Source organism: Croceicoccus sp. Ery5, from assembly GCF_020985325.1.
GTDB lineage: Bacteria > Pseudomonadota > Alphaproteobacteria > Sphingomonadales > Sphingomonadaceae > Croceicoccus.
In genome coordinates, this window is the sequence record NZ_CP087587.1 from 561,718 (window position 1) to 587,459 (window position 25,742).

A 25,742-nucleotide genomic window follows, 5' to 3' on the forward strand; every position below is an offset into this window, starting at 1 on the left:
TAAGTTTGCGATATCGCCGCGCCATGGGCAGACAGGAAAGCGCGCATGTTGCATAAGCGATGATGCAGCAAGTCGCTGTTTCGCCGCCCGGACCTTCTGAACCCCGCCATGGACGTTTATCTTCCCATTGCGAATTTGTCGGTCAACGGCCTCGTCATCGTCCTGCTGGGCGGTCTGACAGGGCTGTTGTCGGGCATGTTCGGCGTCGGGGGCGGGTTTCTGACGACGCCGCTGCTGATCTTTTACGGCATCCCGCCAACGGTCGCGGCGGCCTCTGCCGCCAGCCAGGTGACGGGTGCCAGCGTTTCGGGCGCGATCTTTCACGCCAAGCGTGGCGGGGTGGATTACCAGATGGGTGCGATGATGGTGGGCGGCGGCATCGTCGGCACCGGCATTGGCGCATTGCTGTTCCGCCTGTTGCAATCGATCGGCCAGATCGATGTCGCCATCGCCATACTTTACGTCGTCGTGCTGGGCAGCGTCGGCATCAAGATGGCGATGGAATCGGTGCCCGAACTTTTGTCGCACCGTTTCGAACGCCTGAAGCGCCCGCCCAGTAAAAGGCGCCATCATCCGTTCGTGACCAGCCTGCCGGGGCGTTGGCGGTTTTACAAATCGGGCCTCTATATCTCGCCATTGGCACCTGTGCTGCTGGGCATGGCGGTGGGCACGTTGACGATGCTGATGGGGATCGGCGGCGGATTCCTGCTGGTGCCGCTGATGTTGTATGGCTTGGGGATGAGCGCGGCGGTGGTCGTCGGAACCTCGCTGTTCCAGATCCTTTTTACGACCATCGCAACCACCATGATGCATGCGTTGACGACCAATGCGGTCGATATCGTTCTGGCCGCTCTATTGCTGCTGGGTTCGGTTTCGGGTGCGCAAATCGGTGCCAAATTTGCGCTCAATGCGCGCCCCGAATTGCTGCGGGCGGTGCTGGCGGCGATCGTTCTGGCGGTGGCGCTGCAAATGGCGGTGACGCTGACCTTCCGCCCGGGCGAGATTTTCACCGTGTCGCCGCTATGAAATGGCTGGCGCTGATCCTTGCCCTTTGTGGCACGATAGCGGCCATGCCGGCGATGGCGCAGGGGCGGGATCCCATCCTCATTCCCGAAATCTCCCAGCACGAGGTCGTGGTCCGGCAGGGCTTCACCGGTGCCGATCTGCTGCTTTACGGCGCCGTCCTGCAACCCGATGGCAGACGGGCGGGCAGCGATACGCCCTATGACATCGTGGTCGTGCTGAAAGGCCCGACCGAGGCGATCAACCTGCGCGAAAAGCGGCGCATCTGGGGCATGTGGATCAACGCCGATTCGGCGCAGTTCCGGTCCGCGCCATCCTATTACGCGGTCGCCTCCTCGCGCCCGCTGTCCGAGATTGTCGATACGCGGACTGCGGCGATTTACGAACTGGGCCTCGAATCGCTGCAATTGTCACCCATCGGCGCGATCCGGCCCGAGGAAGTGTCCCGCTTCGTCGCAGGTCTGGTCGCGAAGCGGGTCGCCAGCGGTCTGTATGTTCAGGACGAAGGCGCGGTCACCATCAGCGAAGGCGTGCTTTATCAGGCGCGCATCCCTTTGCCGTCCAGCGTGCTGACGGGCAATTACACTGCCGAAACCTTTGCCATCTCGCGCGGGCGGGTGATCGCCTCTGCCACCAGCGAGGTGACCGTGACCAAGCGCGGTTTCGAACGCGCGGTAGAGCTTTGGTCCCGCGAATACAGCCTGATCTATGGCCTGATGGCAGTGGCGCTGTCGGTGTTCATGGGCTGGGCCGCGGGACGCATTTTCGCGCTGGGCTAGGGCCCGCGGCGTGCATGCGTATTAGCACCGCATTAACCCTGCTCCCCTAAGCTGCCTTGCGTAATTCACGGGTCGCCGCGTTTGGCGGCCCCATAGCGAGGCGCGGCAATGAACGACCATACTTCCCGCTTTTCGGGACGTCCTTTTGGCGGCAACCCCGATTTCCCGAGGCGCTCGCCCTTTGGCCGTACCACCGACACGCTGCCGCAGGACGAGGGCGCCGCGCCGACCGAAGATCGCCGCCAGCAGGCCGGTGCGCACTCATCTCCGGGCCAATCTCCGGGCCAATCTCCGAGCCAATCTTCCGGCCAGTCTCCGGCCATGGCGCGCCTCAACCGCTTTCGCAATGCCGCGCCCGAACCCGATCCGGAAATGCTGAAACCGGCCCGCCCGCACGTACCGGTGCCGCCTCCGTCCGAATTGCCGCCCGCGCCACCCCAATCTTCGTCGTATCGCGAAGAAATGGTGCGCGAAACCGGTGCCCCGCTTCCCCCCGGTGAAGTGAGCGAAAAAGACCGCATGTACCGCCCCGTGGAACCGCCCCGTCCCCCGATGGAGGAGCCGGAGCCCGAACCGGTGCGCCGGGCTGCGCCCGCCCGAACCGAGCCTGCCCGAAGCGCGCCTGAAACCGACCGCGCGCCCGATCCCGAACAGGTCGCTGAAACGCTCGATCGGGCCGATGGCACCGGCGATGGGGATGAGGAGGCCGCCCGCGATCCGGCAGAGCGCAAGCCCAGCCAGGCCGCGACGCCGATCGGCGAGGTGCTCGACATTGCGGGTTCGATGTCGCGCGTCATGTTGCAACGCGACCGGCTGGTCGATTGCCGGACCGACAGCGATCCGACCGTGCAGCTTGCCGGCCTTGTCGGCTCGCAGATCAAGGTGCGGGTGGGCCAGATCTGGCTGCTGGCCAGCGTGCGCACCCAGTCGCTTGACCGCAGCACCGGTCAGATCATTGCCGAGATCGACTTTCTGGGCGAGGGGCAGGAAGAAAAGCTGACCGGCCGCGTGCGCAATTTCACGCGCGGTATCACCAATTACCCGATCCCGGGAGCAGAGGTCTATGCCGCGACCAATCCCGATCTGGCGCAAATCTATGCGTCGGACGGGCGCGCCAATATCCAGATCGGCAAGGTGTTTCCGACCAAGGAAATCCGCGCGGGCCTGTATATCGATGCCATGCTGGGCAAGCATTTCGCCCTGCTGGGATCGACCGGTACGGGTAAATCGACCAGTGCCGCGTTGATCCTTCACCGCATCTGCGAAGCTGCGCCCGAGGGTCATATCGTGATGATCGATCCCCACGGCGAATATAATGCCGCGTTCCGGGGCTTTGGCGAATTGCTCGACGTTTCGAACCTTCGCATGCCCTATTGGCTGATGAATTTCGAAGAGCACTGCGAGGTGTTCATCACCTCCGAAGGATCGGACCGCATGGCCGATATGGACATTCTGGCCCGTTGCCTGCTGAAGGCGCGCGGCAAGAACAAGATGTCTGGCGGGATGAGCAAGCTGACCGTGGACTCGCCCATTCCCTACCTTTTGTCCGATCTGACCAACGCCATTCAGGAAGACATGGGCAAGCTGGACAAGGCGACCAATACGGCGCCCTATCTGCGCGTGAAGGGCAAGATCGAGGAGATCAAGGCCGATCCGCGCTACCAGTTCATGTTCTCGGGCATGCTGGTCGCCGATACGATGACCGATGTGATCGGGCGCATTTTTCGCATGCCCACGAACGGCAAGCCGATCTCGATCATCGACGTGTCGGGCGTCCCGTCGGAAATTACCAGCACGGTGGTCGCCATGCTGTCACGCATGGTGTTCGACTTTGCGATCTGGAGCCGCGACGAACAGACGCGGCCGATCCTGCTGGTGTGCGAGGAAGCGCACCGTTACGTGCCCAACGAACGCAATTCGGATGGCAACTCGGTCGGCAAGATCCTGTCGCGCATCGCCAAGGAAGGTCGTAAATACGGTATCTCGCTGGGCCTGATCACGCAGCGCCCGTCCGACCTTGCCGAAGGTGTGCTGTCGCAGTGCGGCACGATCCTGTCGATGCGCCTTAACAACGAACGCGACCAGGATTTCGTGAAGGCCGCCATGCCCGAAGGCGCGCGCGGCTTTCTGGCCAGTATTCCGGCCTTGCGGAACCGCGAATGCATCGTCTGCGGCGAGGGCACGGCCATTCCGATGCGCGTCACATTCGACGAGCTGGAAGAGCGCAAGCGTCCGGCATCGGAAGACCCGCTGTTCAGCGAGCTGTGGTCGAAGTCCGGCGGCGAGGAAGATGCGGTCGAACGCACGGTCATGCGCTGGCGCGCCCAGTCGCGCTAGCCTGCAAGCGGGCGGTTGCGCTGGCGCGCATCCCCCGCCCGGGCTAAGGCGGCGGCATGGTCGATCTTGCTGCGATTGTCGCGGATATTGGTGCGGAAATGGCGGCAGCCCCTGAAAGGGGCGTGCCCGCGCATTATATCCCGCCGCTTGCCTGTGTGGACCCTGCCCGTTTCGGCATGGCGGTTATAGAGGCCGATGGCACCTGCCATCTGGCGGGCGATGCCGATATGCCGTTTTCGATCCAGTCGATATCCAAGGTATTCGCGCTGACCATGGCGCTGGGCCGCGAAGGGGATCGCATCTGGTCGCGCGTGGGCCGCGAACCTTCGGGCAGCGCGTTCAATTCGATCGTCCAGCTGGAAACCGAACATGGCATCCCGCGCAATCCGTTCATCAATGCGGGCGCGATCGTGGTGTCCGATATCCTGCTCGCCCGCCACGAACCGCGCGAGTTGATCGGGGAAATGCTGCGTTTCATCCGCACGCTGGCGGGGGACGAGGATATTTTCATCGACGAGACTGTGGCCCGCGCCGAACAGCAGACCGGTTTCCGCAATTTCGCTCTGGCCAATTACATGAAGGCGTTCGGCAATTTACAGAATGATCCGGCGCGGGCGCTGGGCGTGTATTTCCACCAATGTTCGCTGGCGCTGAGTTGCAGGCAGCTGGCGATGGCGGGCCGGTTCCTGATGCGGGGCGGGGTGAATCCGGAAACCGGTTTCAACGTCGTGTCCGCCGAAAGGGCACGGCGAATCAATGCGCTGATGCTGACCTGCGGGCATTACGACGGTTCGGGCGAATTCGCCTTTCGCGTCGGGCTTCCCGGTAAATCGGGCGTGGGCGGCGGCATTCTGGCCATCGCGCCGGGCAAGGCAAGCGTGGCCGTCTGGTCGCCGGGGCTGGACGCCAAGGGCAATTCGCAACTGGGCAAGCTGGCGCTGGAACGGTTGGCGGCACGGGCGGGGTGGTCGATCTTCGACGCGCCGGTGGCAGAGGGCGCACGGTGAAGCAGGACATTCGCGCCAACTGGTCGCATGCCATTCTGGTGTGCCGCAAATGCAGCCGCAAGCAGGCAAAGCGCGGCCATGGCTTTGGCGGGAAAAAGACCAGTCTGGCCAAGGCACTGAAAAAGGAAACCGGCGCCGGAAAGACCCGCAAGGCGCGGCTTGGGATCGTCGAGGTCCCGTGTCTGGATATTTGTCCCAAGCAGGGCGTGGTACTGGTCGACACACGCACGCCGGGGCAATGGCGGATCGTCAGCCCCGACGCCGATCTATCCGAACTGGCACGCGAACTGGCCGAAATGGGGGATTAGGGCAAGGCGATAATGGCTTGGCCATACACGGCGCTTGCTGCCATGGGCGCCCCATGTTTGAATTTCTGATTTCGCGATCCGCATCGCTGCTGCCGCAAGGCGCGGGCGGCCATCTGGGGTGGTTTCGTGGGGCAATCGGCGGCGGGCTGGCGATTGCGGTCGCGGGGCTGGTCACCATGCTGTTGCTTGGATCGAATGCGGCGGGATTCCCGGTCCTCTATGCGCCGATGGGGGCATCGGCGGTGCTGGTGTTTGCTGTTCCGGCCAGTCCGCTGGCGCAGCCATGGTCGGTCATTGGCGGCAATCTTTTGTCGGCCTGTATCGGGCTGGCCATGGGTCATGCGCTGGGCATGCCGGTGCTGGCGGGCGGGCTGGCGGTGGGCGCGGCGATTGCCGCCATGTCTTTCGCCCGCTGCCTGCACCCGCCGGGCGGGGCGTGTGCCCTGCTATGCGCGTTGGGTGCGTCCGGGGCGGAGGCGTGGGGCTGGCCCATTATGCTGGCGATCATGTTCAATGTCTTTGCGCTAGCGGGGACTGGCTGGCTCTATAACAATCTTACGGGCCATAATTGGCCGCACCGCCCGGTCGTGCCGACCGCGCCCGCGGCGGGCCTGCGCCACACGCGCGAGGATATAGAGGCGGTGCTGGCCGATTGGGACGAGGTGCTGGATATCGATGTCGACGATCTGGACGCGATCTATCAGGCGCTGCAACGCAGGGTGAGGGCGCGGAACAAGCGCCCTCGCTGATGCCCTTTCATCAAAGCCGGAAGTTGATGAAATCGAGAATTTCGGCCGCGATATCGACGTCGCAGCAGCTTTCGATCCCTTCGAACCCGGGTGAGCTGTTCGCCTCGCAAATCTTGTAGCCGTCGCCGTCGAACAGCAAATCGATGCCGGCGATATCGAGGCCGAGCAGTCGCGCGCTTTCCAGCGCCAGCCATTCGGCATTGCGGTCGGGCTGGAACGGCACGACTTCGCCGCCCAGAGAGAAATTCGCCTTGAAATTATCGTTGACCGAACGCCGCTCCATCGCGGCGACGACGCGCCCGCCGATGACAAGGATGCGCACGTCGCGCCCGCGGCTGTCGGCGATGAATTCCTGGAATATAAGGTTCGCGTTCGACTGGGTGGCGCGGATCAGTTCCATCAGATCCTCGAAATTCTGCCGCCCTTCGCACAGGAAAACGCCGCTGCCCTGACTGCCGCTCAGCGTTTTGACGACGATGGGGAAGCCCAGCTTGCGTTCGACCAGACCGACATCGACGGGAAACTTGGCCAGCATGGTCTTGGGAATGGGCAGGTTGGCGCGGGCGAGAAGCTGGTGGGTGAACAGCTTGTCGCGCACGGTTTCGATGGCGAGCGCGGTGTTGAACGTTGGCACGCGCAGCCGTTCGAACTGGCGGATCACAGACAATGCGAAATAGGTTGTGCCCGCGCCCATGCGGGGCAGCAGCACATCGGGCAGGTCGACGATGGCCGAATCGACCATCAGGCTGCGTTCGTTGGCGGCAGTGACCAGCAGTTCGAACTGTTCGGGCTTGAACACCTCGATCTCGTGCCCGCGCTTGGCACCGGTTTCGATCAGGCGGCGCACTTCATAGGCTTCGGGCTTCAGCGCAGCGGCCGAGTCCTTGTACAAAATCCAGCTTTTCATGGAGGGTATGCTCACGCAGGGGCGATCAGCGGCCAATAGGCCGTGATCAAGACATTTTGGGGACGTTCGAAAAGGGGGGAATCGCGGAACGAGAGTTGAGGGTCGCGCCCCTTACGTGCCGCGCGTGTCGCCGTAAATATGAATATGCATCCGGTCGGTCATGCGCAGCCCGTGCCGCATCGCCAGCGGGGCCAACCAGTGCATCCGGTCGTATAGGGTGGCCGAATCGGTCCCCTCCGGCATTAGCTGCAGGCGGGTGGCGGGGATGCCATATTCGCTTTTCAGTTCAAGCACTTCTTCCAGATCGCCGGGCTGTGCGATGACGAATTTGAAAAAGGCACGCGGGTCGCCGGCATAGGCCTGCAATCGTTCGGGGATCAGCGCCAGATCGGGCGTGTTGCCGCTGTGCGCCAGCTTGGGGCTGACATTATACTGGTCGATCAACGCGTCCAGCGCGGGCGGTGCCTCTACCGTGCCGTTGGTTTCGATCTCGACATGCAAGTCGGGACGGATTTCGCGCAGCAGCGTCAGCAGTTTGGTGAGGGCCGACGCCTGTAACAGGGGCTCTCCCCCCGTGATCACAAGCCGTTCGGGGCCAAGTGCCAGAATGGCCTGCGCCGCGTCGCGTTCGCCCATCGCGATCTGGTTCGCCTTGCGCGCGAAACTTTCCCCGCTGCGATGCGGGCGGTTGTCGCCGGTAAAGCGCCACGTATAGGCCGTGTCGCACCAGTGGCAGGCGAGGTTGCAGCGCGACAGGCGCACGAACACGCTGGGCCGCCCGATCGACGGTCCTTCGCCCTGTAGCGAGGCGAATATCTCCGGCTCGCCCGGCGTTGTCGTGGCGAGGACGATCGGCAAATCTTACCCCAACCGTGCCAGAGCCGCCGTCAGCCGTTCGACCTCTGCCGAGTGATGCGCATGGTCGGCGCGGGCCTTTTCCACGGCTTCGGGCTTGGCGCGATCGACGAAATTCGCGTTCGACAGACGGCCTTCGAGCGATCTGGCTTCCTTGGTAGAGGCAGCGAGCGCCTTTTCGAGCCGTGCCTTTTCGGCGTCGATATCGATCAGCCCTTCAAGCGGAATGACGAAAGTATCGTCGCCCGCCGTCACCTGCATGGCCGCGCCCGCGGGAGCATCGCCGAATGTTACCGAAGATAGCCGTGCCACGCGGTCGATCGCAGCGGGATTGGCGGCAATGGCCAGTTTCGCGGTCTCGCTGGGGCTGGGCAGGAATGCATCCAGCTTCGCGCCCGGCGCAAGGCCCAGCTCGTTCTTGGCGCCGCGAAGCGCCGTGGTCAGCGCGATCAGCCAGTCGACCTCGGCCTTGGCGGCGGGGGCGATGGCGGCTTGCGGTTCGGGCCATTTCGCGGTGATCAGCGGATATTCGTCGCGCTCGCCCAGCTTCGACCACAGCTCCTCGGTAATGAAGGGCATGAACGGGTGCAGCATGACAAGAATCTGGTCGAGCACCCAGCCGGCGACGGCCTTGGTCTCTTCGTCCATCTGGCCTTTAATAAGTTCCAGATACCAGTCGCAGAAATTCGCCCAGACGAATTGATAGATCGTGTTCGCCGCCGCATCGAAACGCAGCGCGGCCATGGCCTCGTCCAACGCATTCAGCGTGGCAACGGTTTCGCCGATGATCCAGCGGTTGACCGCGCTGGTCGCGGCGGGTGCTGCGATGCCGGTGGATGCGGTTATGCCGTTCGCTTCGCAGAAGCGCGCCGCGTTCCACAGCTTGGTCGCGAAATTGCGGTAACCCTCGACCCGCTTTTCATCCATCTTCACGTCGCGGCCCTGGCTTTCCATGGCGGCCATGAAGAAGCGCAGCGCATCGGCGCCATATCGGTCGATCAGCCCCAGAGGGTCGACGACATTGCCCTTGGACTTCGACATTTTCGCGCCATCCGCCGCGCGGACAAGGCCGTGCAGATAGAGGCGCGGCCACGGCACCTCTCCCATGAAATGCATGCCCTGCATCATCATGCGCGCATCCCAGAAAAAGAGGATGTCGAAGCCCGAGACGAGCAGCGAGTTGGGATAATGCTTTTTCACCAGCGCCGTATCGTCAGGCCAGCCGAGCGTGGCGAAAGGCCACAGCGCAGAGGAGAACCACGTGTCGAGCACGTCATTGTCCCGCGTCAGCGCCACGCCGTCACCGGCAAGGGCCTGCGCCTCTTCCTCCGTCTCGGCCACGTAGACCTTGCCGTCATCGGCATACCATGCCGGTATCTGGTGCCCCCACCACAGCTGGCGCGACACGCACCATGGCTGGATGTTTTCCATCCAGTTGAAGAAGGTTTTTTCCCAGCTCTTGGGGACGATTTCGATGCGGCCGTCCTTCACCGCCTCAATCGGGCCGACGGCCAGCTTTTCGGCATCGACATACCACTGGTCGGTCAGCCACGGTTCGATCACCACCCCGCCGCGATCGCCAAAGGGCGTGGCGATGGTGCGCGGTTCGGCGTCGTGTTCGGTTTCGTTGCCTTCTTTATCTTTGGTGACATGCGGGATCAGGAAGCCCTGTTCCTTCATGCGCTGTACGACCAGTCTGCGCGCATCGAAGCGGTCGAGGCCGAGGAACTCGTCCGGGACCAGCCCGTCGGCGGTCTGCACCACCCGCGCCTCGCCATCGAGCATGTTGAGCATCTGCCCCGCCGCGATCCCCGCGCGCTTGCCGACTTCAAAGTCGTTGAAATCGTGCCCCGGCGTGATCTTCACCGCGCCCGAGCCCAGTTCGGGATCGGCATGTTCGTCCGCGACCACCTTGAACCGGCGGCCGGTGATGGGCTGCAGAATGTCCTTGCCGATCACGCTGGCATAGCGTTCGTCGGACGGGTGCACCGCGACCGCCATATCGGCCAGCATGGTTTCGGGGCGCGTAGTCGCAACCTCGATAAAATCCTGCCCGTTGGCTAATGTCACACCATCGGCCAGCGGGTATTTGAAGTGCCAGAAGCCGCCCTGAACCTCGCGCGTTTCGACCTCAAGGTCCGAGATCGCGGTTTTCAGCGCCGGATCCCAGTTCACCAGCCTTTTGTCGCGATAGATCAGGCCCTGGTTATACAGGTCGACAAAGACCTTCAGCACCGCCCTGGAGAAATGTTCGTCCATGGTGAACTGTTCGCGGCTCCAGTCCATCGAACATCCAAGGCGACGCAGCTGGCGGGTGATCGTGCCGCCCGACTGGCCCTTCCACTCCCACACATGGTCAAGGAATTGCTCGCGGCTCATGTCGGTGCGCTTGATGCCTTGCGAGTTGAGGTTGCGTTCCACCACCATCTGCGTCGCAATGCCCGCATGGTCGGTGCCCACGACCCACAGCGCATCCTTGCCGCGCAGGCGTTCGTAACGGATCACGATATCCTGCAGCGTGTTATCCAGCGCGTGGCCGATATGCAGGCTGCCCGTCACGTTCGGCGGTGGGTTCACGATGGTGAAACCCTCGGCATCGGGACGTTCGGGACGGAAAAGGCCGTTTTCTTCCCAATGCGCATACCAGCGCGCTTCGATCTCCGCCGGATCGAAAGTCTTGGGCAATTGGGTGGCGGGGGTCGCAATATCGTTCATCTGCGGCGCTTTGCCAGCGCTGTGCCCCGTGGGCAAGCATCTAGAAACGCGGCAATCGCCAAGGGGAAGGGGCGATGGGTTGTGTGCGCCCGTCGCCAGACGCTTGTGAGCGGGCGCTTTTTCGCCCATGACCCGTCGCATGCGCGTATGGGCGGAATTCGAAACGCAAGAGGGTGACGGCGGCCCGGTGCTGGTGGTGACGGGGCCTTTGACGGTTTCGTCGGTCGCACCGCTGGACGATTACCTGCGCGCCAGCGATTCGCTGGCGGCGATCGATATCTCGCAAGTGCAGGACATCGACACGGTCGGCGCATGGGTCGTGATGCGCGCCGCCCATGCACTGGATGCGCGGATCGACGGCGCCAGCCGCAAGGCAAAGCGCCTGATGGACGCGGTCGACGATTGCGCCACCGATGCCGATATCACCCCGCCGCGCCACGGGGTGGTGGACCGCGTGGCCGAATCGATGGGCAAAATCGTGCTCAACTGGGCCAGCGGCGTGGTCGGCGTGGTCGATTTCCTTGGCGCGACGGTGCTGGCGATGGGGTCGTTGATCCGCCATCCGCGCCGCTTTCCGATGACCGCGCTGGTCCGGCAGTTCGAGCTGGTCGGCGTATCGGCGCTGGGCATCATCGGATTGATGAGCTTTCTGATCGGCATCGTGATCGCACAGCAGGGCGCGGTGCAACTCGCCCAGTTCGGGGCCGAAATCTATACGATCAACCTAACGGGGCGGCTGGCCTTCCGCGAGCTGGGCGTATTGATGACCGCGATCATGGTCGCGGGCCGCTCGGGCAGCGCCTTTGCCGCCCAGATCGGCACGATGAAGCTGACCGAAGAGGTCGATGCCATGCGCGTGATCGGCGTGTCGCCGATGGAACGTCTCATCATGCCGCGCATTCTGGCGGCTGTGTTCATGATGATCCCGCTTGGCTTTTTCGCATCCGTCATCGCGATCATCGGGGGCGCATTCATTGCCAGCGTGGCGCTGGATATCCCATTCTTCACCTTTCTGCTGCGCATTCGCGAAGTCGTGCCGCTGACCGATGTTTGGGTCGGCGTGATCAAGGCACCGGTGTTCGGGCTGATCGTGGCACTGGCGGGCTGTTATCAGGGGATGCAGGTTTCCGGCAATGCCGAGGAAGTGGGCCTGCGCACCACCATGGCGGTGGTGCAGGCGATTTTCATGGTCATCGTGCTCGATGCCTTTTTCGCCGTGTTCTTTACCGAAATCGGGTGGGGCTGATGGCCAGCGAAGACGCCGAACATCTGATCGAACAGGCCAATGACGCGGCCAACACCGATCATGAACCGCCGCAGTTCGATGGCGAATATCCCATCGTGGTCGACAATATCACCAATGCGTTCGGGGATTTCGTGGTGCATCAGGACCTGTCGCTGAAGGTGCGGCGGGGCGAGATTCTGGGCGTGGTCGGCGGATCGGGCACCGGCAAATCGGTGCTGATGCGATCGATCATCGGGTTGCAGACCCCGCGCGAAGGGCAGATCGACGTGCTGGGGCGCAATATACTCGACCCCGCCAATCGCGACGACGAGAGCATCCGTTCGCGCTGGGGCGTGCTGTTTCAGGGCGGGGCGCTGTTTTCCACCCTGACCGTGGCCGAAAATGTCGAGGTGCCGTTAAAGCAGTTCTATCCCGAAATTTCGGAAGAGCTGCGGCACGAGATTTCGCGGTACAAGGTCGTGCTGTCGGGCCTGCCCGATACGGCGACCAGCAGATATCCTTCCGAATTGTCGGGCGGCATGAAAAAGCGTGCTGGGCTGGCGCGGGCGCTGGCGCTCGATCCCGAATTGCTGTTTCTGGACGAGCCGACGGCGGGACTGGACCCGGTCGGCGCTGCCGCGTTCGACCGGTTGACGCGCGAACTGGCCGATACGCTGAAGCTGACGGTATTTCTGATCACGCACGATCTGGATACGCTGCATGCGATTTGCGACCGCGTGGCGGTGCTGGCGGATAAAAAGGTGATCGCGGTGGGTACGATCCCCGAATTGCTGGCGACCGATCATCCGTGGATTCAGGAATATTTCAACGGACCGCGCGGCCGCGCGGCCGAAGCGAGCTATACGCGCGATACCGGTGCGATGGACAAGAAGGGCCCCGCGGGGGCATAGGGGCAGACAGGCATGGAAACGCGGGCAAACCATATCTGGGTGGGGGCAGTGACCCTTGTGCTGCTGGCGCTGGCCGCGGCCTTCGTGATCTGGATCGCGCGCCTGAACGAAGGCGCGCAGAACGAATACGACATCTTTTTCAAACAATCGGTCAGCGGCCTCGCCCGCGGGTCGGAGGTTGCCTATGCCGGCGTTCCCGTGGGCAAGGTAACCCGGATCGAATTGTGGAAGAAAGACCCCGAATTCGTCCGCGTGCGCGTGTCGGTCGATGACGAAGTGCCGGTGTTGCAGGGCACGACCGCGACGATACAGGGCAGTTTCACCGGCGTTTCGACGATCCAGATGGAAGGGGCCGTGCGCGGTGCGCCGCCGATCACCGAAAAGGGCCCCGAAGGTGTGCCCGTTATCCCCACGCGGCGCGGCGGGCTGGGCGAATTGCTGACCAATGCGCCCTTGCTGATGGAACGGCTGGCCACTTTGACCGAGCGTTTGACGATGATGCTGTCGGACAAGAACCAGGAATCGATCGAGGGCATCCTGCAGAACACCGACCGGATGACCCGCAATCTGGCCGAGGCGAGCCCGCGTTTCGAACAGACCATGGCTGAATTGCAGGGCACCTTGCGTCAGGCGACGCTGACCTTGGCCGAATTCGAGAAGGTCGCCCAATCGACCGACCAGCTTGTCAATGGCGAGGGGCAGTCGCTGGCGGACCAGCTTCGCGAGACGTTGAAAAGCGCGGAGAGCGCGATGGTCACGCTGGAAGCGACGATGAACGACGTGCGCCCGGCCGCTCAGCAATTCTCGTCCAGCACGCTGCCCGAGACCGAGGCGGCGATCCGTGACCTGCGCGCCACCACCCGCGCCCTTCGCAATGTAACCGAAAAGCTGGACGACGACGGCGCGGGCGCCTTTCTGAACAGCCAGCCTTTGCCGGAGTATCAGCCGTGAGGATGAAGATGCGTTTCCTGTCCCTCGCGCCGCTTTGCGCCGGTGCCTTGTTGCTGTCGTCCTGCGTCAGCATCGGATCGGGCGCGGAGCCGCCCGAACAGCTGATCACACTGACCCCTGCCGCCAAGGCACCTGCCGGATCGGCCAGCGAAGGCACGATCGACAGCGCGATTTTCGTGTTCGAGCCCGAGGTCGAGGACCGGCTGGACGTCAAGCGTGTGCCGGTGCAGATCGATGCGTCCAGCCTCGCCTATTTGCAGAATGCCTTTTACGTCGACCGTCCGGCGCGGCTGTTCCAGTCCTTGCTGGCCGAAACCCTGCGGGTCACCAGCGGGCGGCTGGTGATACAGGGCACCGATCCCGGCCTGCCGCGCCGCACGCGCCTGTATGGCAAGCTGGTCGAGATGGGATATGACGCGCAGGCCATGTCGGTCACCGTCACTTTCGATGCGGTGCGGGTCGATCCCGAAGGCAAGATCAATGCGCAGCGCTTTTCCTCGACCGTTCCCGGCATTTCGGCGGATGCGGCCTATGTCGCGCCCGCGCTGAACAATGCCGCGAACGAGGTGGCAGGGTCGGTCGCCGAATGGATGAACGGCTTTAGCTGATCGTCAGGAGGCGCGGGTGACGGGCGGGCGCGGGTCAGCCTCGCGCCAGTAGCGCGAATTGACATGCCAGCGCGAAACCGCGCGCGCGCGCGTCGCGGCGGGCCAGCGCCTCATGCTCCCACCCCCATTGCTGCGCCTGCCAGTCCTCTTCCAGATTGGCGGTGGCGAACAGCGTTTCGGCGTCCTGCCCGTTGCGCAGCGATTCCAGCGCGGCGATCAGCGATGCGGCAAGGCTGGACAGGTTTTGCACCGCGGCCAGCGTAAACGGGTCCATCTCCTCCAGCTCTTCCACCAGACGCGCGCGGGTGGCGGGGGGATGCGGCGTGTAGCTGATGCCCGCAACGCGGGAGAATTCGATCCCCAGGCGCTTTTCAGCGGCGGCGACCAGCGGTTCCCACGCTTCCTCCTGCCGCTCGCGCAGCGCATCGCCGTCGTCCGCGCGATAGCAGAGCGTGTCGGTTTCGGCGAAAGGCATGATGGCGGCAATCGCGGAGGCAGGGTCTGGGGTAACGCGGTCGATCGCGTAATCGGCCATATCGCGCAGCGGCAGGCTTTTGGGATCGATTTCATCCCCTTGCGCGGCCCATTCGGCGGCCAGCGCATCGGCCATGGCGCGGGTAGGCACGATCTGCGGTGCGCCGCCCTGCGTCTTCATGCCGCGCCCGTCCAGCGCGACTTGCCAGCCATTGACTTGCGGCTGGACCGTCACCTCGCGGTAAAAACGTTTCATGGGCGCGACCGGTCCTGCTCTTTACGGGCCATTTCCCTGGCGACGTTTTCTTTTTGGATCAGGGCCTCGCTGTTCCATGTCTTGGCCATCATGCGCGGCACCAGCAGCGCGTCGGCCATGCCGACAGCCAGCAGGACAAAGCCCAGCCAGCGGGGCAGGCCGTCGGGCCATGGCACGTCGGACGCGGCGACCAGCATGCCATAGACGGCCATCGCTACCCCGCCCATGCGGGCGATCTGCATCGCGAAAAAGCGTCCTGCCGCCGGATCAGCCATCTGCGTCTTCCAGCATCAGCCCCAGTTCCTCCACCGTTTCGGCAACCGCCTCTGCGCCGGTTGCCAGCAATTCCTCGGCATGGTGATAGCCCCAGTCGACCCCGATGGCGCGCACGCCTGCCGCGCCCGCCATGGCCATGTCGAAACTGGTGTCGCCGATCATCACCGCATCCGCCGGTTCCAGATCGGTTTCCCACAGCACGGCGGCGATCATCGCGGGATCGGGTTTCGACGGATGGTCGTCTGCGGTCTGCAAACTGCCGAAAAGATGGGCGATGCCATGCGTTTCCAGACAATGCTGCAGGCCGCGCCGCGATTTGCCGGTGGCGACGGCCAGTTGCCAGCCATTGGCATGCAGCCGGTTCAGCAGCGGGGCGATCCCGTTGAACAAAGGCTCGTTAATACGGCCAAGGCGGCGGTGTTCGCGAAACGCGATGCGATAGCTTTCGGCCAGCAGTTCCTGTTGTTCGGCCGTGCTGTCGGGCAGCATCAGCGCCATCGCCTGCGGCAGCGAAAGGCCGACCGCGCGGCGGATCAGCGTGCGGGGCGGGGCAGCCAGCGAACATGCCGCAAAGGCTTCCTCCATCGCCTCGCACACATTGGCCTGCCCGTCGACCAGAGTGCCATCGCAATCGAAGATGGCAACGCGGGTCATTTACCGCGCGGCTTTCCGGCGGGCTTTTTGGAAACGGGGCTCCCCTTGCCCTTTTTCACGCCGCCCTTTTTGGGCGCGGCAGAGCGCTTGGTGGTCGGCTTGCCCATTTTCGGCGCTCCGGCGGTTCGCTGGCGGCGCTCTCCGCGCCGTTCCTTGCGCATATCCTTGGCATGGCGGCGCGCTGCGATCTTTTTTTCTTCGCGCGTGGGCGGGGGCGGGCCCTCTTCGGGCAGGGCGTCGCTTGCAGTCTCGTCGAAACCCAACTGTTCCATGCTGGCGGCGAAGTGGTCGGGCAGCGGCGCGGTGACATCCAGCGGCACGCCATCCGGGTGATCGATGATCAGGCGGCGAGCATGAAGGTGCATCTTGCGGCTGATGCTGCCCGTCAGGAACGCGGCCTGACCGCCATATTTGCCGTCGCCCACAATGGGATGGCCGATCGCGGCCATATGCACGCGCAGCTGGTGCGTGCGGCCAGTCAGCGGTTCCAGCTCTACCCAGGCGGCCTTGTTTCCGGCGCGGTCGACCACGCGATATTTGGTGCGCGCGGGCTGCCCCTCTTCGTCGGGCATCATTTTTTTGCCGCCGGTGCCGGGCTGCTTGGCCAGCGCCAGATCGATCGTGCCAGCCGCGATATCGGGCACGCCCGTTACCAGCGCCCAATAGACCTTCTTGGCGCTCCGGCCCGAAAAGCGTTTCGAGAAAAACGCCGCGCTGCCCGGAGTTGCCGCCGTCAGCAGCACGCCGCTGGTATCCTTGTCCAGCCGGTGGACGAGGCGGGGGCGGGGCACTTTCGAATCCTCTTCGGGCACGAAGGCTTCGAGCAGCCGGTCGACATGATGCTTGGTGCCGGTACCGCCTTGCGTGGCAAGGCCCGGCGGCTTGTTCAGCACGATGGCCGCGCGGTCGCGGTGCAGCACCATGGCATCCGCTTCGGCCAGCTCATCCTCGGTCAGCTGGATACGCTGGCGTTTGGGTGCGCCGCCACTGGCGCTTTCGCCGCCGGGGGGGACGCGGATTTCCTGACCCGCGCTGATGCGATCCTCTGGGCGGGCACGTTTGCCGTCGACGCGGATCTGGCCGGTGCGCGCCCAGCGCGAGATGGTGTTGAAGCCGATTTGCGGCAGATGCCGTTTGAACCAGCGGTCCAGACGCGCGCCATCGTCGTCATGTCCGACGGTAAAGCGGCGGATCGTATCTTCGGGAGCCAAAGGTCCATCGGCCATTACAGCGTGCCTCTTACAAAAGTGATGCCCGCGATCAGGCCTGCGATGCCCAGCAACAGCGATGCAGCGATATAGGCCAGTGCCAGCCCTGCCTCTCCCCGTTGCCACAGCAGCACCGTTTCCATCGAGAAGCTGGAGAAAGTGGTGAATCCGCCCAAAAGGCCCACGCCGATCAGCAGGCGCCAGTTTTCGGGGCCCCCGATCACGCCGCCACCCAATATTCCTGCGCCCGAGTCGTGGCGGGCCAGCCACGCGACCAGCATGCCCATCGCGGCGCTGCCCAGCGTATTGGCGGCCAGCGTCGCCCATGGAAAGGCCATGGCCTGCGCGGGCGCGAGATGGGCGATCAGCCGCCCCAGATGAAAGCGCAGCACGGCCCCTGTCCCGCCGCCAAGCGCGACAAGCAGGGATGCGGACAGCGATGAAAGCGGCGTTGCCATGGAACCCTTGCGTTTAACGGGCCGAAGCGCCTTGCGAAAGAGGTACGCGCCGTTCCCGGTCCGCCGCATTCGATGCAGCGGGTGATGCAGTGAATTTGGTCCCGATGGCCGTTTTGTGGTAGTAACGCAACAGTTGGTGGGTGCCTCCGGCTGATTCTCGACATAAGCATGCTTGCTTTGCGGGGACTGTGCTGGTAGCGGCTCCGCCGGTTCAGGCTGATCCCGTGGGGATTCGGCCCGTATAACATTTAAAATCAGTTCATCCGGTACTCGCGGGCGATTCGCTTCCTGCAGGTGCCCTGACAGAAACCGAGGTAGCAGCGTTTTATGCAAATCATCGTTCGCGATAACAATGTCGACCAGGCTCTCCGCGCGCTTAAGAAGAAGCTGCAGCGCGAGGGCGTTTATCGCGAAATGAAGCTGCGTCGTCACTTCGAAAAGCCCAGCGAAAAGCGCGCCCGTGAAAAGGCCGCTGCTGTCCGCCGCGCCCGCAAGCTGGAGCGCAAGCGGATGGAACGCGACGGCGTTCGTTAAGGTTCGGGGTTTTCGGGCGGCCTGATTACGCAAGCCGCTTGAACCTGATCGCCGCATACGCCAAAGGGGCGCGGGATATTTCTTCCCGCGCCTTTTTTGCATCTAATCCGGAAAGCGCATCACATCATGGCCGAAATCACCCGCGTCCCGCTGCAGCCGATTGGCAAGGGTATCCTCTCCAAGCTTTGGATCGGCATCGTGATCGCGCTGCTGCTGGCTGCCGGCGCTGCATGGGCGACCCGCTATCAGGGGCTGGAAGTCACCACATTGTCTGCCGGGACCGGCGGTTCGCCCACAATGGATGACATTGTGAACGTCAATTACGAAGGCAGGCTGGCCGACGGAACGGTTTTCGATTCGGCCGATGGTGCGGTCTTCCCCGTTTCGGGCGTGGTGCCGGGCTTTGGCACGGCGCTTCAGCAGATGCAGCGCGGCGGCCGGTACGAAGTGTTCATTCCCTCCGATCAGGCCTATGGCGCGCAGGGTGCGGGCGATCGCATTCCTCCCAATGCCGACCTGACTTTCACGGTCGAACTGATCGATTTCCGTTCGGAGGCCGAACTGCGCGCGATCCAGCAGCAGATGCAGCAGATGGGTCTGGGCGGCATGGGCGGGCCCGCTGGCGCCCCTCCCGCCGGGGAATAAGCGCCCGGGGCTTGCAACAGACGCTTGGCAGACGCGCGATGGTTGGCTAATCGCGCGGCCATGTCTGTCGATAAAGCAACGGTCGAAAAGATCGCCTCGCTGGCTCGCATCGCGCTGCGCGATGGCGAGGCAGAGGCCTTCGTTCCCGAACTCAACCAGATCCTCGACTGGGTCGAACAGCTTGGCGAGGTCGATGTGACCGGCGTCGAGCCGATGACCGCGGTGATCCCCAACACGCTGCGCCTGCGCGATGACGTGGTCGATGCCGACCCGTTGACGGGCGGGAATCGCCGTGACGCGGTGCTGGCCAATGCGCCCGCTGCCGAGCACGGATTTTTCGGCGTGCCCAAGGTGATCGAATAATGCCAGATACCAACAATAGCGCTCTGACGGAGCTGGGCGTCGCGGCGATCCGCGACGGCGTTGCGGGCGGCGATTTCACCGCTGTCGAGGTGGCGGAGGCGTTCAACGCCAATGTCGCGGCGGCCAGCGACCTCAACGCCTTTATCGTGGCGACCCCCGATGCGGCGGTCGAGGCGGCGAAAGGCGTGGACGCGAAGCGCGCCAAGGGAGAGGCGCTGGGCAAGATGGGCGGCGTGCCGATCGGCATGAAGGATCTGTTTGCCACGCATGGCGTGCAGACCACGGCGGCCAGCCACATCCTCGAAGGGTTCAAGCCGCAATACGAATCGACCGTTTCGCAGAAATTGTGGGACGCGGGCGCGGGCATGCTGGGCAAGCTGAACCTTGACCAGTTCGCCATGGGTTCGTCGAACGAGACGAGCTATTTCGGCAATGTGATCAGCCCGTGGCGCCGGAAAGACGGCGGAAACGCGGCTCTGGCCCCCGGTGGTTCGTCGGGCGGTTCGTCTGCGGCGGTTGCGGCGCGGCTTGCACCGGCTGCGACCGGCACCGATACGGGCGGATCGATCCGCCAGCCTGCGGCTTTCACCGGCATCACCGGCATCAAGCCCACCTATGGCCGCTGCTCGCGCTGGGGCGTGGTGGCGTTCGCCTCCTCGCTCGATCAGGCGGGCCCGATGGCGCGCGATACGCGCGACTGTGCGATCATGCTTGAGGCGATGGCAGGCTTCGACCCGAAGGACGCGACCAGCCTCGACATGCCGGTCCCCGAATGGGAAGCGGGCCTGAACCCCGACATGAAGGGCAAGAAAATCGGCATCCCGCGCGAATATCGCATGGACGGGATGGACGAGGATGTCGCCAAAAGCTGGGACGACGGCATTGCGTGGATGAAGGACGCGGGGGCCGAGATCGTCGATATCAGCCTGCCGCACACCAAATATGCGCTGCCAGCCTATTACATCATTGCCCCGGCAGAGGCTTCGTCGAACCTCGCCCGTTATGACGGCGTGCGTTACGGACTGCGCGACCTGCCTGATGGCGCAGGCTTGCAGGACATGTATGCCGCCACCCGCGCCGACGGCTTCGGGCCCGAGGTAAAGCGCCGCATCATGATCGGCACCTATGTGCTGAGCGCCGGTTTCTACGACGCCTATTACAATCAGGCGCAGAAGATCCGCACTTTGATCGCGCAGGATTTTGCCAAGGCGTTTGAACAGTGCGACGTGATCCTTGCGCCGACCTGCCCCACCGCGGCCTTCGCGCTGGGCGACAAGACGAGCGATCCGCTGGCGATGTATCTGAACGACGTGTTTGCCGTGCCCGCCTCGCTGGCAGGGCTTCCGGCGATGAGCGTTCCGGCGGGGCTTAACCGCGAAGGTCTGCCGCTGGGCTTGCAGATCATCGGCAAGGCTTTCGACGAGCAGGGCGTGCTGAACGCGGGGCTTGCGATCGAGAAGGCGGCGGGCTTCGTGGCGACGCCGGAACGGTGGTGGTGAGCCGTTGGCTTTATCGTTTGGCGTGTTTCGCCTTTCTCGCCGTATGGGTCTACTATGCGCGGATCTGGGAAGGCGGAATTTCAAACATACCGACTGGCGCAGGCCTTGGGCTTCTCATGTATGCACTCGGATGGCTTCTTGGGAAGTTGGATGACTTCGGCAGACAAAATGGAATCGGAGAAGCTCGCTTCGATACCAAGACAGGCAAAGTAATTAGCGATGACTGACTATCGAATCCACGGCGCAACCGGCGAGTGGGAGGTCGTGATCGGCCTTGAAGTTCACGCGCAGGTCACTTCGCAGGCGAAGCTGTTCTCATCGGCTGCCACCGCCTTCGGGGCCGAACCCAATACGCAGGTGTCGCTGATCGATGCCGCGATGCCCGGCATGCTGCCCGTGCCCAACCGCGAATGCATCCGGCAGGCAGTGCGTACCGGCATGGCGATCGATGCGCAGATCAACAAGTGGAGCCGGTTCGACCGCAAGAACTATTTCTATGCCGATCTGCCGCAGGGCTACCAGATCAGCCAGCTCTATCACCCGCTGGTGGGCGAGGGGCATCTGGATATCGCGCTGGACGACAAGAACCCCGAGAGCACCAAGCGCATCGGGATCGAGCGGATCCATGTCGAGCAGGACGCGGGCAAGCTGATGCACGATCAGCACCCGACCATGTCCTATGTCGATTTGAACCGCAGCGGCGTCGCGCTGATGGAGATCGTGTCGAAGCCCGATATGCGTTCGCCCGCAGAGGCCGGTGCCTATGTGCGCAAGTTGCGGTCGATCCTGCGCTATGTCGGTTCGTGCGACGGAAATATGGAAGAAGGCTCGATGCGGGCCGACGTCAATGTTTCGGTCCGTAAGGCTGGCGAGGAATTCGGCACGCGGACCGAGACCAAGAACGTCAATTCCGTGCGCTTCGTGATGCAGGTCATCGAATATGAAGCGAACCGGCAGGTCGATGTGCTGGAATCGGGCGGCACGGTGGATCAGGAAACCCGCCTGTTCGACCCTGATACCGGAACGACGCGGACCATGCGGTCAAAAGAGGACGCGCATGACTATCGCTATTTCCCCGATCCCGATCTGCTGCCGCTGGAACTGGACGATGCGTTCCTGCACGACTGCCGCGAGAGTCTGCCCGAACTGCCCGATGCCAAGCGGCACCGGTATGAGAACGAGCTGGGGCTGAGCGCCTATAATGCGGGCCAGCTGACGGCGGATGTCGATGTGTACCAGCGGTTCGAGGATGTTCTGGGCGCGACGGCGGACAAGACCGGCAAGCCCGAAAAGGATGTCGCGACGCAAGTCGCGAACTGGGTGCTTTCGGTCGCGCCGGGCGTCAAGAACGCTACCGAAGGCGCGGACGATGTGCATGATACGACGGCGGCCAACGCGGCGATCCTTGCGCTGGCGGCGGCCAATACCGTGTCGGGCGGGCAAGCGAAGGAGATCTATGAGATTGTCCTGAAGACCGGCCGCGAACCCGATGAAATTGCCGAGACCGAAGGGCTGAAGCAGAACAGCGATACCGGCGCGATCGAAGCGGTGATCGACGAGGTGCTGGCCGCAAACGCGGACAAGGTTGCCGAATATCGCGGCGGCAAGGACAAGCTGTTCGGCTTTTTCGTTGGCCAGACGATGAAGGCGATGAAGGGCAAGGGCAATCCGCAGGTCGTGAACGAGGTGCTGAAGGCCAAGCTGGACGGCTGAACCCGCTTCATCCCGACCGAATCAAAAGGGGCGCCGGTCATGTCCGACCGGCGCCCCTTTTTTATCCAGACTGTCGCCCGAAGGCCCCGCCCGAAGGCGGGGGAATTACTCCCCCGTGCGTGCGGGCTTTGCGACTTCGACCGGCAGGCCCAGCTGGTCGAGCTGCGGACGCACGCTCTCCGCATCGCCGACGACGACCCAGACCAGCCCATCGTCCAGCTTCTGCTCGCGCGCGGCCTGATCCAGAACGGCAGGGGTCAGCGCTTCGTACTTGCCGGGAAGCAGTTCGTAGTAATTGTCGGGCCGGTCCAGCTCGACAATATTCACAAGGCCGCCCAGCACGTCACCGCTCGTCTCGAACGTGCCGGGAAGGCCGCGAACCTCGCCGTTGACGGTGCGGACCAGCTCGTCCTCGGTCACGCCGTCAGTGGTCAGGAACTTCGACATATCCTCGCGCAGGGCTGCGATCGAATCGCCGGTGCGGTCGGCCTGAACCGGCGCATAGACGGCAAAGGCCACGTTTTCTTCAGGAGCCATCAACAGGCTCTGCACGCCATAGGACCAACCCTTGGTCTCGCGCAGGTCCGAATTCAGGCGCGAGAGAAAGCTGCCGCCCAGCACGCTGTTCGCGGCATCCAGCGTGACCAGATCGTCGGTGCCCTTCTTGTCGATCACCTTGCCCGCAAGGATCAGCGATTGCGGCGATGCCGGACGGTCGATCAGGATCACGCGCGGCTTTGCAGCGGGGATGGCAATGTCGAAATTCTTGGCGGGCGCGGGCGTGCCGGGGCGCGCCCAGTTGCCGAATGCCTGATTGGCAAGTTCGACAACCTCTTCCATCGTCGTATCGCCCACGACATACAGCCGCGCCGTATCGGGGCGCAGCCATGTGGCGTGGAATTCGCGCAGATCCTGCGTGGTCAGGCCGGATACGATATCGGCGCTGCCCAGACCGCTGGGCGGAGAGCCATAGGGGTGGGCAGGGCCATAGAGCGCCGGTGCCAGCACCTTTTGCGCCAGCGCCAGCGGCTGGGTGTTTTCGGCGTTGATGCGGTTCAGCTGCTGGCTGCGCACGCGCTCCAGCTCGTCACCGTCGAAGGCCGGGTTGCGCACATAGTCGGCCAGCAGGGCGAAGCTGGGGCCAAGGTTCGGCTCCAGCGCCGACAGGGTAAAGCTGGTATTGTCGCGGCTGGCACTGCCGTTGATCGATGCGCCAAGGCGTTCCTGCGCAATCGCTAGCTCGGTCGCGTCGAGGCTGGTGGTGCCTGCGTCCATCGCTTGCAGCATCAGCGACTGGGTGCCCAGCGCGTCCTTGGGGTCGGCGGCGGCGCCGGCATCGAAACTGAGCCGCGCGGTCACCATCGGCACGCCTTCGCGGCGGGCGAGATAGATCTGCATGCCGTTATCCAGCACGGCGCGCTGGATGGCCGGGAAATCGAGCGGAGCCAGATCGCCCATCGCCGGCAGCGAGGAACGGTCGGGATCGGCCTTGGGTGCGGCCACGACGGGGGCTGCCGAGATGGGGCCGGCGATGCTGGCAGGGTTCCAGAAATATTGCGGGGCGCTGGACGGCGCATCGCCCGCGATAACATAGCCGCCGCGATTCTCGCCGCCTTCCTTGCGGGTGCCGGGCATCACGGTCAGCTTGAACACCGGACGTTTCAGCCAGCGGGCGGCCGCGTCCTGCACTTCGGCAGGGGTGACCGATGCGATGCGGGCGAGGCGCTTTTTATAGAATTCCGGATCGTCTGAATAGAGCAGGCCTTGCGCCAGTGTCGGCGCCTTGCCGTTGAAGCCGCCCAGCGTGTCGAGGCCGCGGATCTCGGCAGCGGCATATTGCGTTGCGGCGCGCTGCAATTCGTCGGCTGTGAGCCCTTCGGCGATCATCTTGCCGATTTCGGCGTCCAGCGCGGCTTCCAGATCGGCCAGTTCCACGCCCGGTTTCAGATCGGCATAGACTTCGAACTGGCCAGCCTGTTCAAAGCTGCTGGTGCTGGCGACGACCGCCACGGCCAGCTGCTTGCCGCGCACCAGCTCGTTATCGAGGCGCGAGGAAGCGAGCCCGCCCAGCACGCGTCCCGCCATTTCCAGCGGCACGGCATCCTTGTCGTTCAGACCGGGGATCGCCCAGTAACGATAGATGCGCGGGGTAGCGACCTGATCGTAAATGACCTTGGTCACGGGCGCATCCAGCGTGGGCACGGGTGCGTTCACCGGCTCGATCGCGGGACCGGCGGGGATCGCGCCGAACCATTTGTTCACTTTCTGCTTGGCCGTGGCGAGGTCGATATCGCCCGCCAGCACCAGCACGGCATTATTGGGGCCGTAGTGGCTGGTGAACCAGCCCTTCACATCGTCCAGCGTCGCGCCCGAAAGATCGTCCATCGAACCGATGGTGGAATGGTGATAGGGGTGGCCCGACGGATACAGCGTTTCGAGCTGTTCATAGTCGACCATGCCATAGGGCTGGTTGTCGCCCTGCCGCTTTTCGTTCTGCACCACGCCGATCTGGTTATCCAGATTGGCCTGCGTCACCGCGCCCAGCAAATGGCCCATGCGGTCGGATTCAAGGAACAGGGCACGGTCGAGCGCGCCGGTCGGCACGGTTTCGAAGTAATTGGTGCGGTCGAACCAGGTGGTGCCGTTGAAATCGGTCGCGCCGACCTGCTGCAGCGGTTCGAAGAAGTCGCCCGGTGCATTTTCCGATCCGTTGAACATCAGATGTTCGAACAGATGGGCAAAGCCGGTCTTGCCCTTGGGCTCGTTCTTGGAGCCGACCGCATACCAGACCGAGACGGCGACCACGGGGGTCTTGCGGTCTTCGTGAACCAGCACGGTCAGCCCGTTTTCCAGCTTGAACGATTCATAAGGAATGTCGACGCCCGCGATCAGTTCGGACAGCGGGGCGGGCGCGACTTCGGCGGCGGGCGCGGCCTGATTGGCGAGAGCGGCGGCAGGCGCGGCCATGATCGAAAGGGCCGATGCTGCGATCAGCAGCCGAGTGTTCAAACGCATGATGTCTCCAGTCCGGTGTAACGCGCCCAGCAAACCCGACCAGCCCGTGGCGGATGCGCCCCCCTGCGCGATTGGTAACCATTGATATCAAAAGAAACGGCGGTTTCCAGCCAATAGAGGACATTCGTCGATGGGAATCTGCATTTTGTCGATCCGCGCCGGTTTCAGCGGGGTTGAAATCGGGTGACGGTCTCCGAAATTCTATCGGGCCGGACCGGAAGTGGCCGCGTCATGGTGCGCAAAAATTTTACCGGAGAGGCTTGTGTTGCAAA

Annotated in this window: 24 protein-coding genes; 15 read left to right on the forward strand and 9 right to left on the reverse strand. The window is 63.6% G+C overall.

All coding sequences use genetic code 11. From position 1 onward, the window contains the following. The first annotated feature begins 108 nt into the window (after window positions 1–108). The 6 genes from LOZ74_RS02755 to LOZ74_RS02780 all read left to right on the forward strand — a co-directional run bounded on the left by LOZ74_RS02755 (window position 109) and on the right by LOZ74_RS02780 (window position 6,203). Window positions 109–1,026 (forward strand): sulfite exporter TauE/SafE family protein, encoded by a 918-nt coding sequence (locus LOZ74_RS02755; RefSeq protein WP_230292791.1) that lies wholly within the window; start codon window positions 109–111, stop codon window positions 1,024–1,026. Window positions 1,027–1,070: 44 nt separating this feature from the next. Further along, complete coding sequence (locus tag LOZ74_RS02760; protein ID WP_370638897.1) at window positions 1,071–1,802, forward strand: TIGR02186 family protein; 732 nt, start codon at window positions 1,071–1,073, stop codon at window positions 1,800–1,802. Window positions 1,803–2,264: 462 nt separating this feature from the next. After that, the gene (locus LOZ74_RS02765) at window positions 2,265–4,139 is read left to right on the forward strand and encodes an ATP-binding protein (protein ID WP_230293792.1); all 1,875 of its coding nucleotides are present in this window, start codon (window positions 2,265–2,267) and stop codon (window positions 4,137–4,139) included. A gap of 56 nt (window positions 4,140–4,195) precedes the next feature. Continuing rightward, the gene (locus LOZ74_RS02770) at window positions 4,196–5,146 is read left to right on the forward strand and encodes a glutaminase (RefSeq protein WP_230292793.1); all 951 of its coding nucleotides are present in this window, start codon (window positions 4,196–4,198) and stop codon (window positions 5,144–5,146) included. Continuing rightward, entirely contained in the window at window positions 5,143–5,454 is a 312-nt protein-coding gene (locus LOZ74_RS02775; protein WP_230292794.1) for a (2Fe-2S) ferredoxin domain-containing protein, read from the forward strand. The genes LOZ74_RS02770 and LOZ74_RS02775 overlap by 4 nt, the downstream gene beginning before the upstream one ends. A gap of 53 nt (window positions 5,455–5,507) precedes the next feature. Further along, complete coding sequence (locus LOZ74_RS02780; RefSeq protein ID WP_230292795.1) at window positions 5,508–6,203, forward strand: HPP family protein; 696 nt, start codon at window positions 5,508–5,510, stop codon at window positions 6,201–6,203. Window positions 6,204–6,213: 10 nt separating this feature from the next. Here the strand turns inward: LOZ74_RS02780 and LOZ74_RS02785 are convergent, their stop codons facing one another. The 3 genes from LOZ74_RS02785 to LOZ74_RS02795 form a co-directional block, all read right to left on the reverse strand. Beyond that, entirely contained in the window at window positions 6,214–7,110 is an 897-nt protein-coding gene (locus LOZ74_RS02785) for a RimK family alpha-L-glutamate ligase (RefSeq protein WP_230292796.1), read from the reverse strand. Window positions 7,111–7,221: 111 nt separating this feature from the next. Beyond that, entirely contained in the window at window positions 7,222–7,968 is a 747-nt protein-coding gene (locus LOZ74_RS02790; protein WP_230292797.1) for a 7-carboxy-7-deazaguanine synthase QueE, read from the reverse strand. Window positions 7,969–7,971: 3 nt separating this feature from the next. Next, on the reverse strand, window positions 7,972–10,680 hold the full coding sequence (locus tag LOZ74_RS02795; protein WP_230292798.1) for a valine--tRNA ligase: 2,709 nt from the start codon (window positions 10,678–10,680) through the stop codon (window positions 7,972–7,974). A 139-nt stretch (window positions 10,681–10,819) separates the two neighbouring features. Here LOZ74_RS02795 and LOZ74_RS02800 point away from each other — a divergent pair, with 139 nt between their 5' ends. From LOZ74_RS02800 to LOZ74_RS02815, 4 genes are read left to right on the forward strand one after another with little or no spacing between them, the layout of a single operon-like run. After that, the gene (locus LOZ74_RS02800; RefSeq protein ID WP_230293793.1) at window positions 10,820–11,926 is read left to right on the forward strand and encodes an ABC transporter permease; all 1,107 of its coding nucleotides are present in this window, start codon (window positions 10,820–10,822) and stop codon (window positions 11,924–11,926) included. Beyond that, the gene (locus LOZ74_RS02805; protein WP_230292799.1) at window positions 11,926–12,816 is read left to right on the forward strand and encodes an ABC transporter ATP-binding protein; all 891 of its coding nucleotides are present in this window, start codon (window positions 11,926–11,928) and stop codon (window positions 12,814–12,816) included. Before LOZ74_RS02800 ends, LOZ74_RS02805 begins: the two co-directional genes overlap by 1 nt. Window positions 12,817–12,828: 12 nt before the next feature. Beyond that, window positions 12,829–13,767: an MlaD family protein gene (locus tag LOZ74_RS02810; RefSeq protein WP_230292800.1), complete on the forward strand. Its 939-nt coding sequence runs from the start codon at window positions 12,829–12,831 to the stop codon at window positions 13,765–13,767. A gap of 8 nt (window positions 13,768–13,775) precedes the next feature. Beyond that, the gene (locus LOZ74_RS02815; protein ID WP_230292801.1) at window positions 13,776–14,375 is read left to right on the forward strand and encodes an ABC-type transport auxiliary lipoprotein family protein; all 600 of its coding nucleotides are present in this window, start codon (window positions 13,776–13,778) and stop codon (window positions 14,373–14,375) included. Between the two features lie 34 nt (window positions 14,376–14,409). Here the strand turns inward: LOZ74_RS02815 and LOZ74_RS02820 are convergent, their stop codons facing one another. From LOZ74_RS02820 to crcB, 5 genes are read right to left on the reverse strand one after another with little or no spacing between them, the layout of a single operon-like run. Next, window positions 14,410–15,105 carry an ATP12 family chaperone protein gene (locus LOZ74_RS02820; protein ID WP_230292802.1) on the reverse strand — a complete coding sequence of 232 codons (696 nt, stop codon included), beginning with the start codon at window positions 15,103–15,105 and terminating at the stop codon, window positions 14,410–14,412. Continuing rightward, the gene (locus LOZ74_RS02825; RefSeq protein ID WP_230292803.1) at window positions 15,102–15,380 is read right to left on the reverse strand and encodes a hypothetical protein; all 279 of its coding nucleotides are present in this window, start codon (window positions 15,378–15,380) and stop codon (window positions 15,102–15,104) included. Before LOZ74_RS02825 ends, LOZ74_RS02820 begins: the two co-directional genes overlap by 4 nt. Then, the gene (locus tag LOZ74_RS02830; RefSeq protein ID WP_230292804.1) at window positions 15,373–16,035 is read right to left on the reverse strand and encodes an HAD-IA family hydrolase; all 663 of its coding nucleotides are present in this window, start codon (window positions 16,033–16,035) and stop codon (window positions 15,373–15,375) included. The genes LOZ74_RS02825 and LOZ74_RS02830 overlap by 8 nt, the downstream gene beginning before the upstream one ends. After that, on the reverse strand, window positions 16,032–17,261 hold the full coding sequence (locus LOZ74_RS02835) for an RluA family pseudouridine synthase (protein ID WP_230292805.1): 1,230 nt from the start codon (window positions 17,259–17,261) through the stop codon (window positions 16,032–16,034). Before LOZ74_RS02835 ends, LOZ74_RS02830 begins: the two co-directional genes overlap by 4 nt. Then, window positions 17,261–17,701 (reverse strand): fluoride efflux transporter CrcB, encoded by a 441-nt coding sequence (crcB, locus tag LOZ74_RS02840; RefSeq protein WP_230292806.1) that lies wholly within the window; start codon window positions 17,699–17,701, stop codon window positions 17,261–17,263. The genes LOZ74_RS02835 and crcB overlap by 1 nt, the downstream gene beginning before the upstream one ends. 327 nt (window positions 17,702–18,028) lie before the next feature. On the opposite strand from crcB, the gene rpsU reads away from it, so the two are divergent. The 5 genes from rpsU (at window position 18,029) to gatB (ending at window position 22,455) form a co-directional block, all read left to right on the forward strand. Continuing rightward, window positions 18,029–18,235, forward strand: a complete 207-nt coding sequence (rpsU, locus tag LOZ74_RS02845) for a 30S ribosomal protein S21 (protein ID WP_066842689.1) — start codon at window positions 18,029–18,031, stop codon at window positions 18,233–18,235. Between the two features lie 126 nt (window positions 18,236–18,361). Next, window positions 18,362–18,880 (forward strand): FKBP-type peptidyl-prolyl cis-trans isomerase, encoded by a 519-nt coding sequence (locus LOZ74_RS02850; protein WP_230278951.1) that lies wholly within the window; start codon window positions 18,362–18,364, stop codon window positions 18,878–18,880. Window positions 18,881–18,940: 60 nt separating this feature from the next. Continuing rightward, complete coding sequence (gene gatC / locus LOZ74_RS02855; RefSeq protein ID WP_230278950.1) at window positions 18,941–19,243, forward strand: Asp-tRNA(Asn)/Glu-tRNA(Gln) amidotransferase subunit GatC; 303 nt, start codon at window positions 18,941–18,943, stop codon at window positions 19,241–19,243. Beyond that, complete coding sequence (gene gatA, locus LOZ74_RS02860; protein WP_230292807.1) at window positions 19,243–20,742, forward strand: Asp-tRNA(Asn)/Glu-tRNA(Gln) amidotransferase subunit GatA; 1,500 nt, start codon at window positions 19,243–19,245, stop codon at window positions 20,740–20,742. Before gatC ends, gatA begins: the two co-directional genes overlap by 1 nt. Window positions 20,743–20,961: 219 nt before the next feature. Then, window positions 20,962–22,455: an Asp-tRNA(Asn)/Glu-tRNA(Gln) amidotransferase subunit GatB gene (gatB, locus tag LOZ74_RS02865; RefSeq protein ID WP_230292808.1), complete on the forward strand. Its 1,494-nt coding sequence runs from the start codon at window positions 20,962–20,964 to the stop codon at window positions 22,453–22,455. 105 nt (window positions 22,456–22,560) lie between these two features. Here gatB and LOZ74_RS02870 read toward each other — a convergent pair whose 3' ends face one another. After that, window positions 22,561–25,470, reverse strand: coding sequence for a pitrilysin family protein (locus LOZ74_RS02870; RefSeq protein WP_230292809.1), 2,910 nt, complete (start codon window positions 25,468–25,470; stop codon window positions 22,561–22,563). Window positions 25,471–25,742 lie beyond the last annotated feature (272 nt).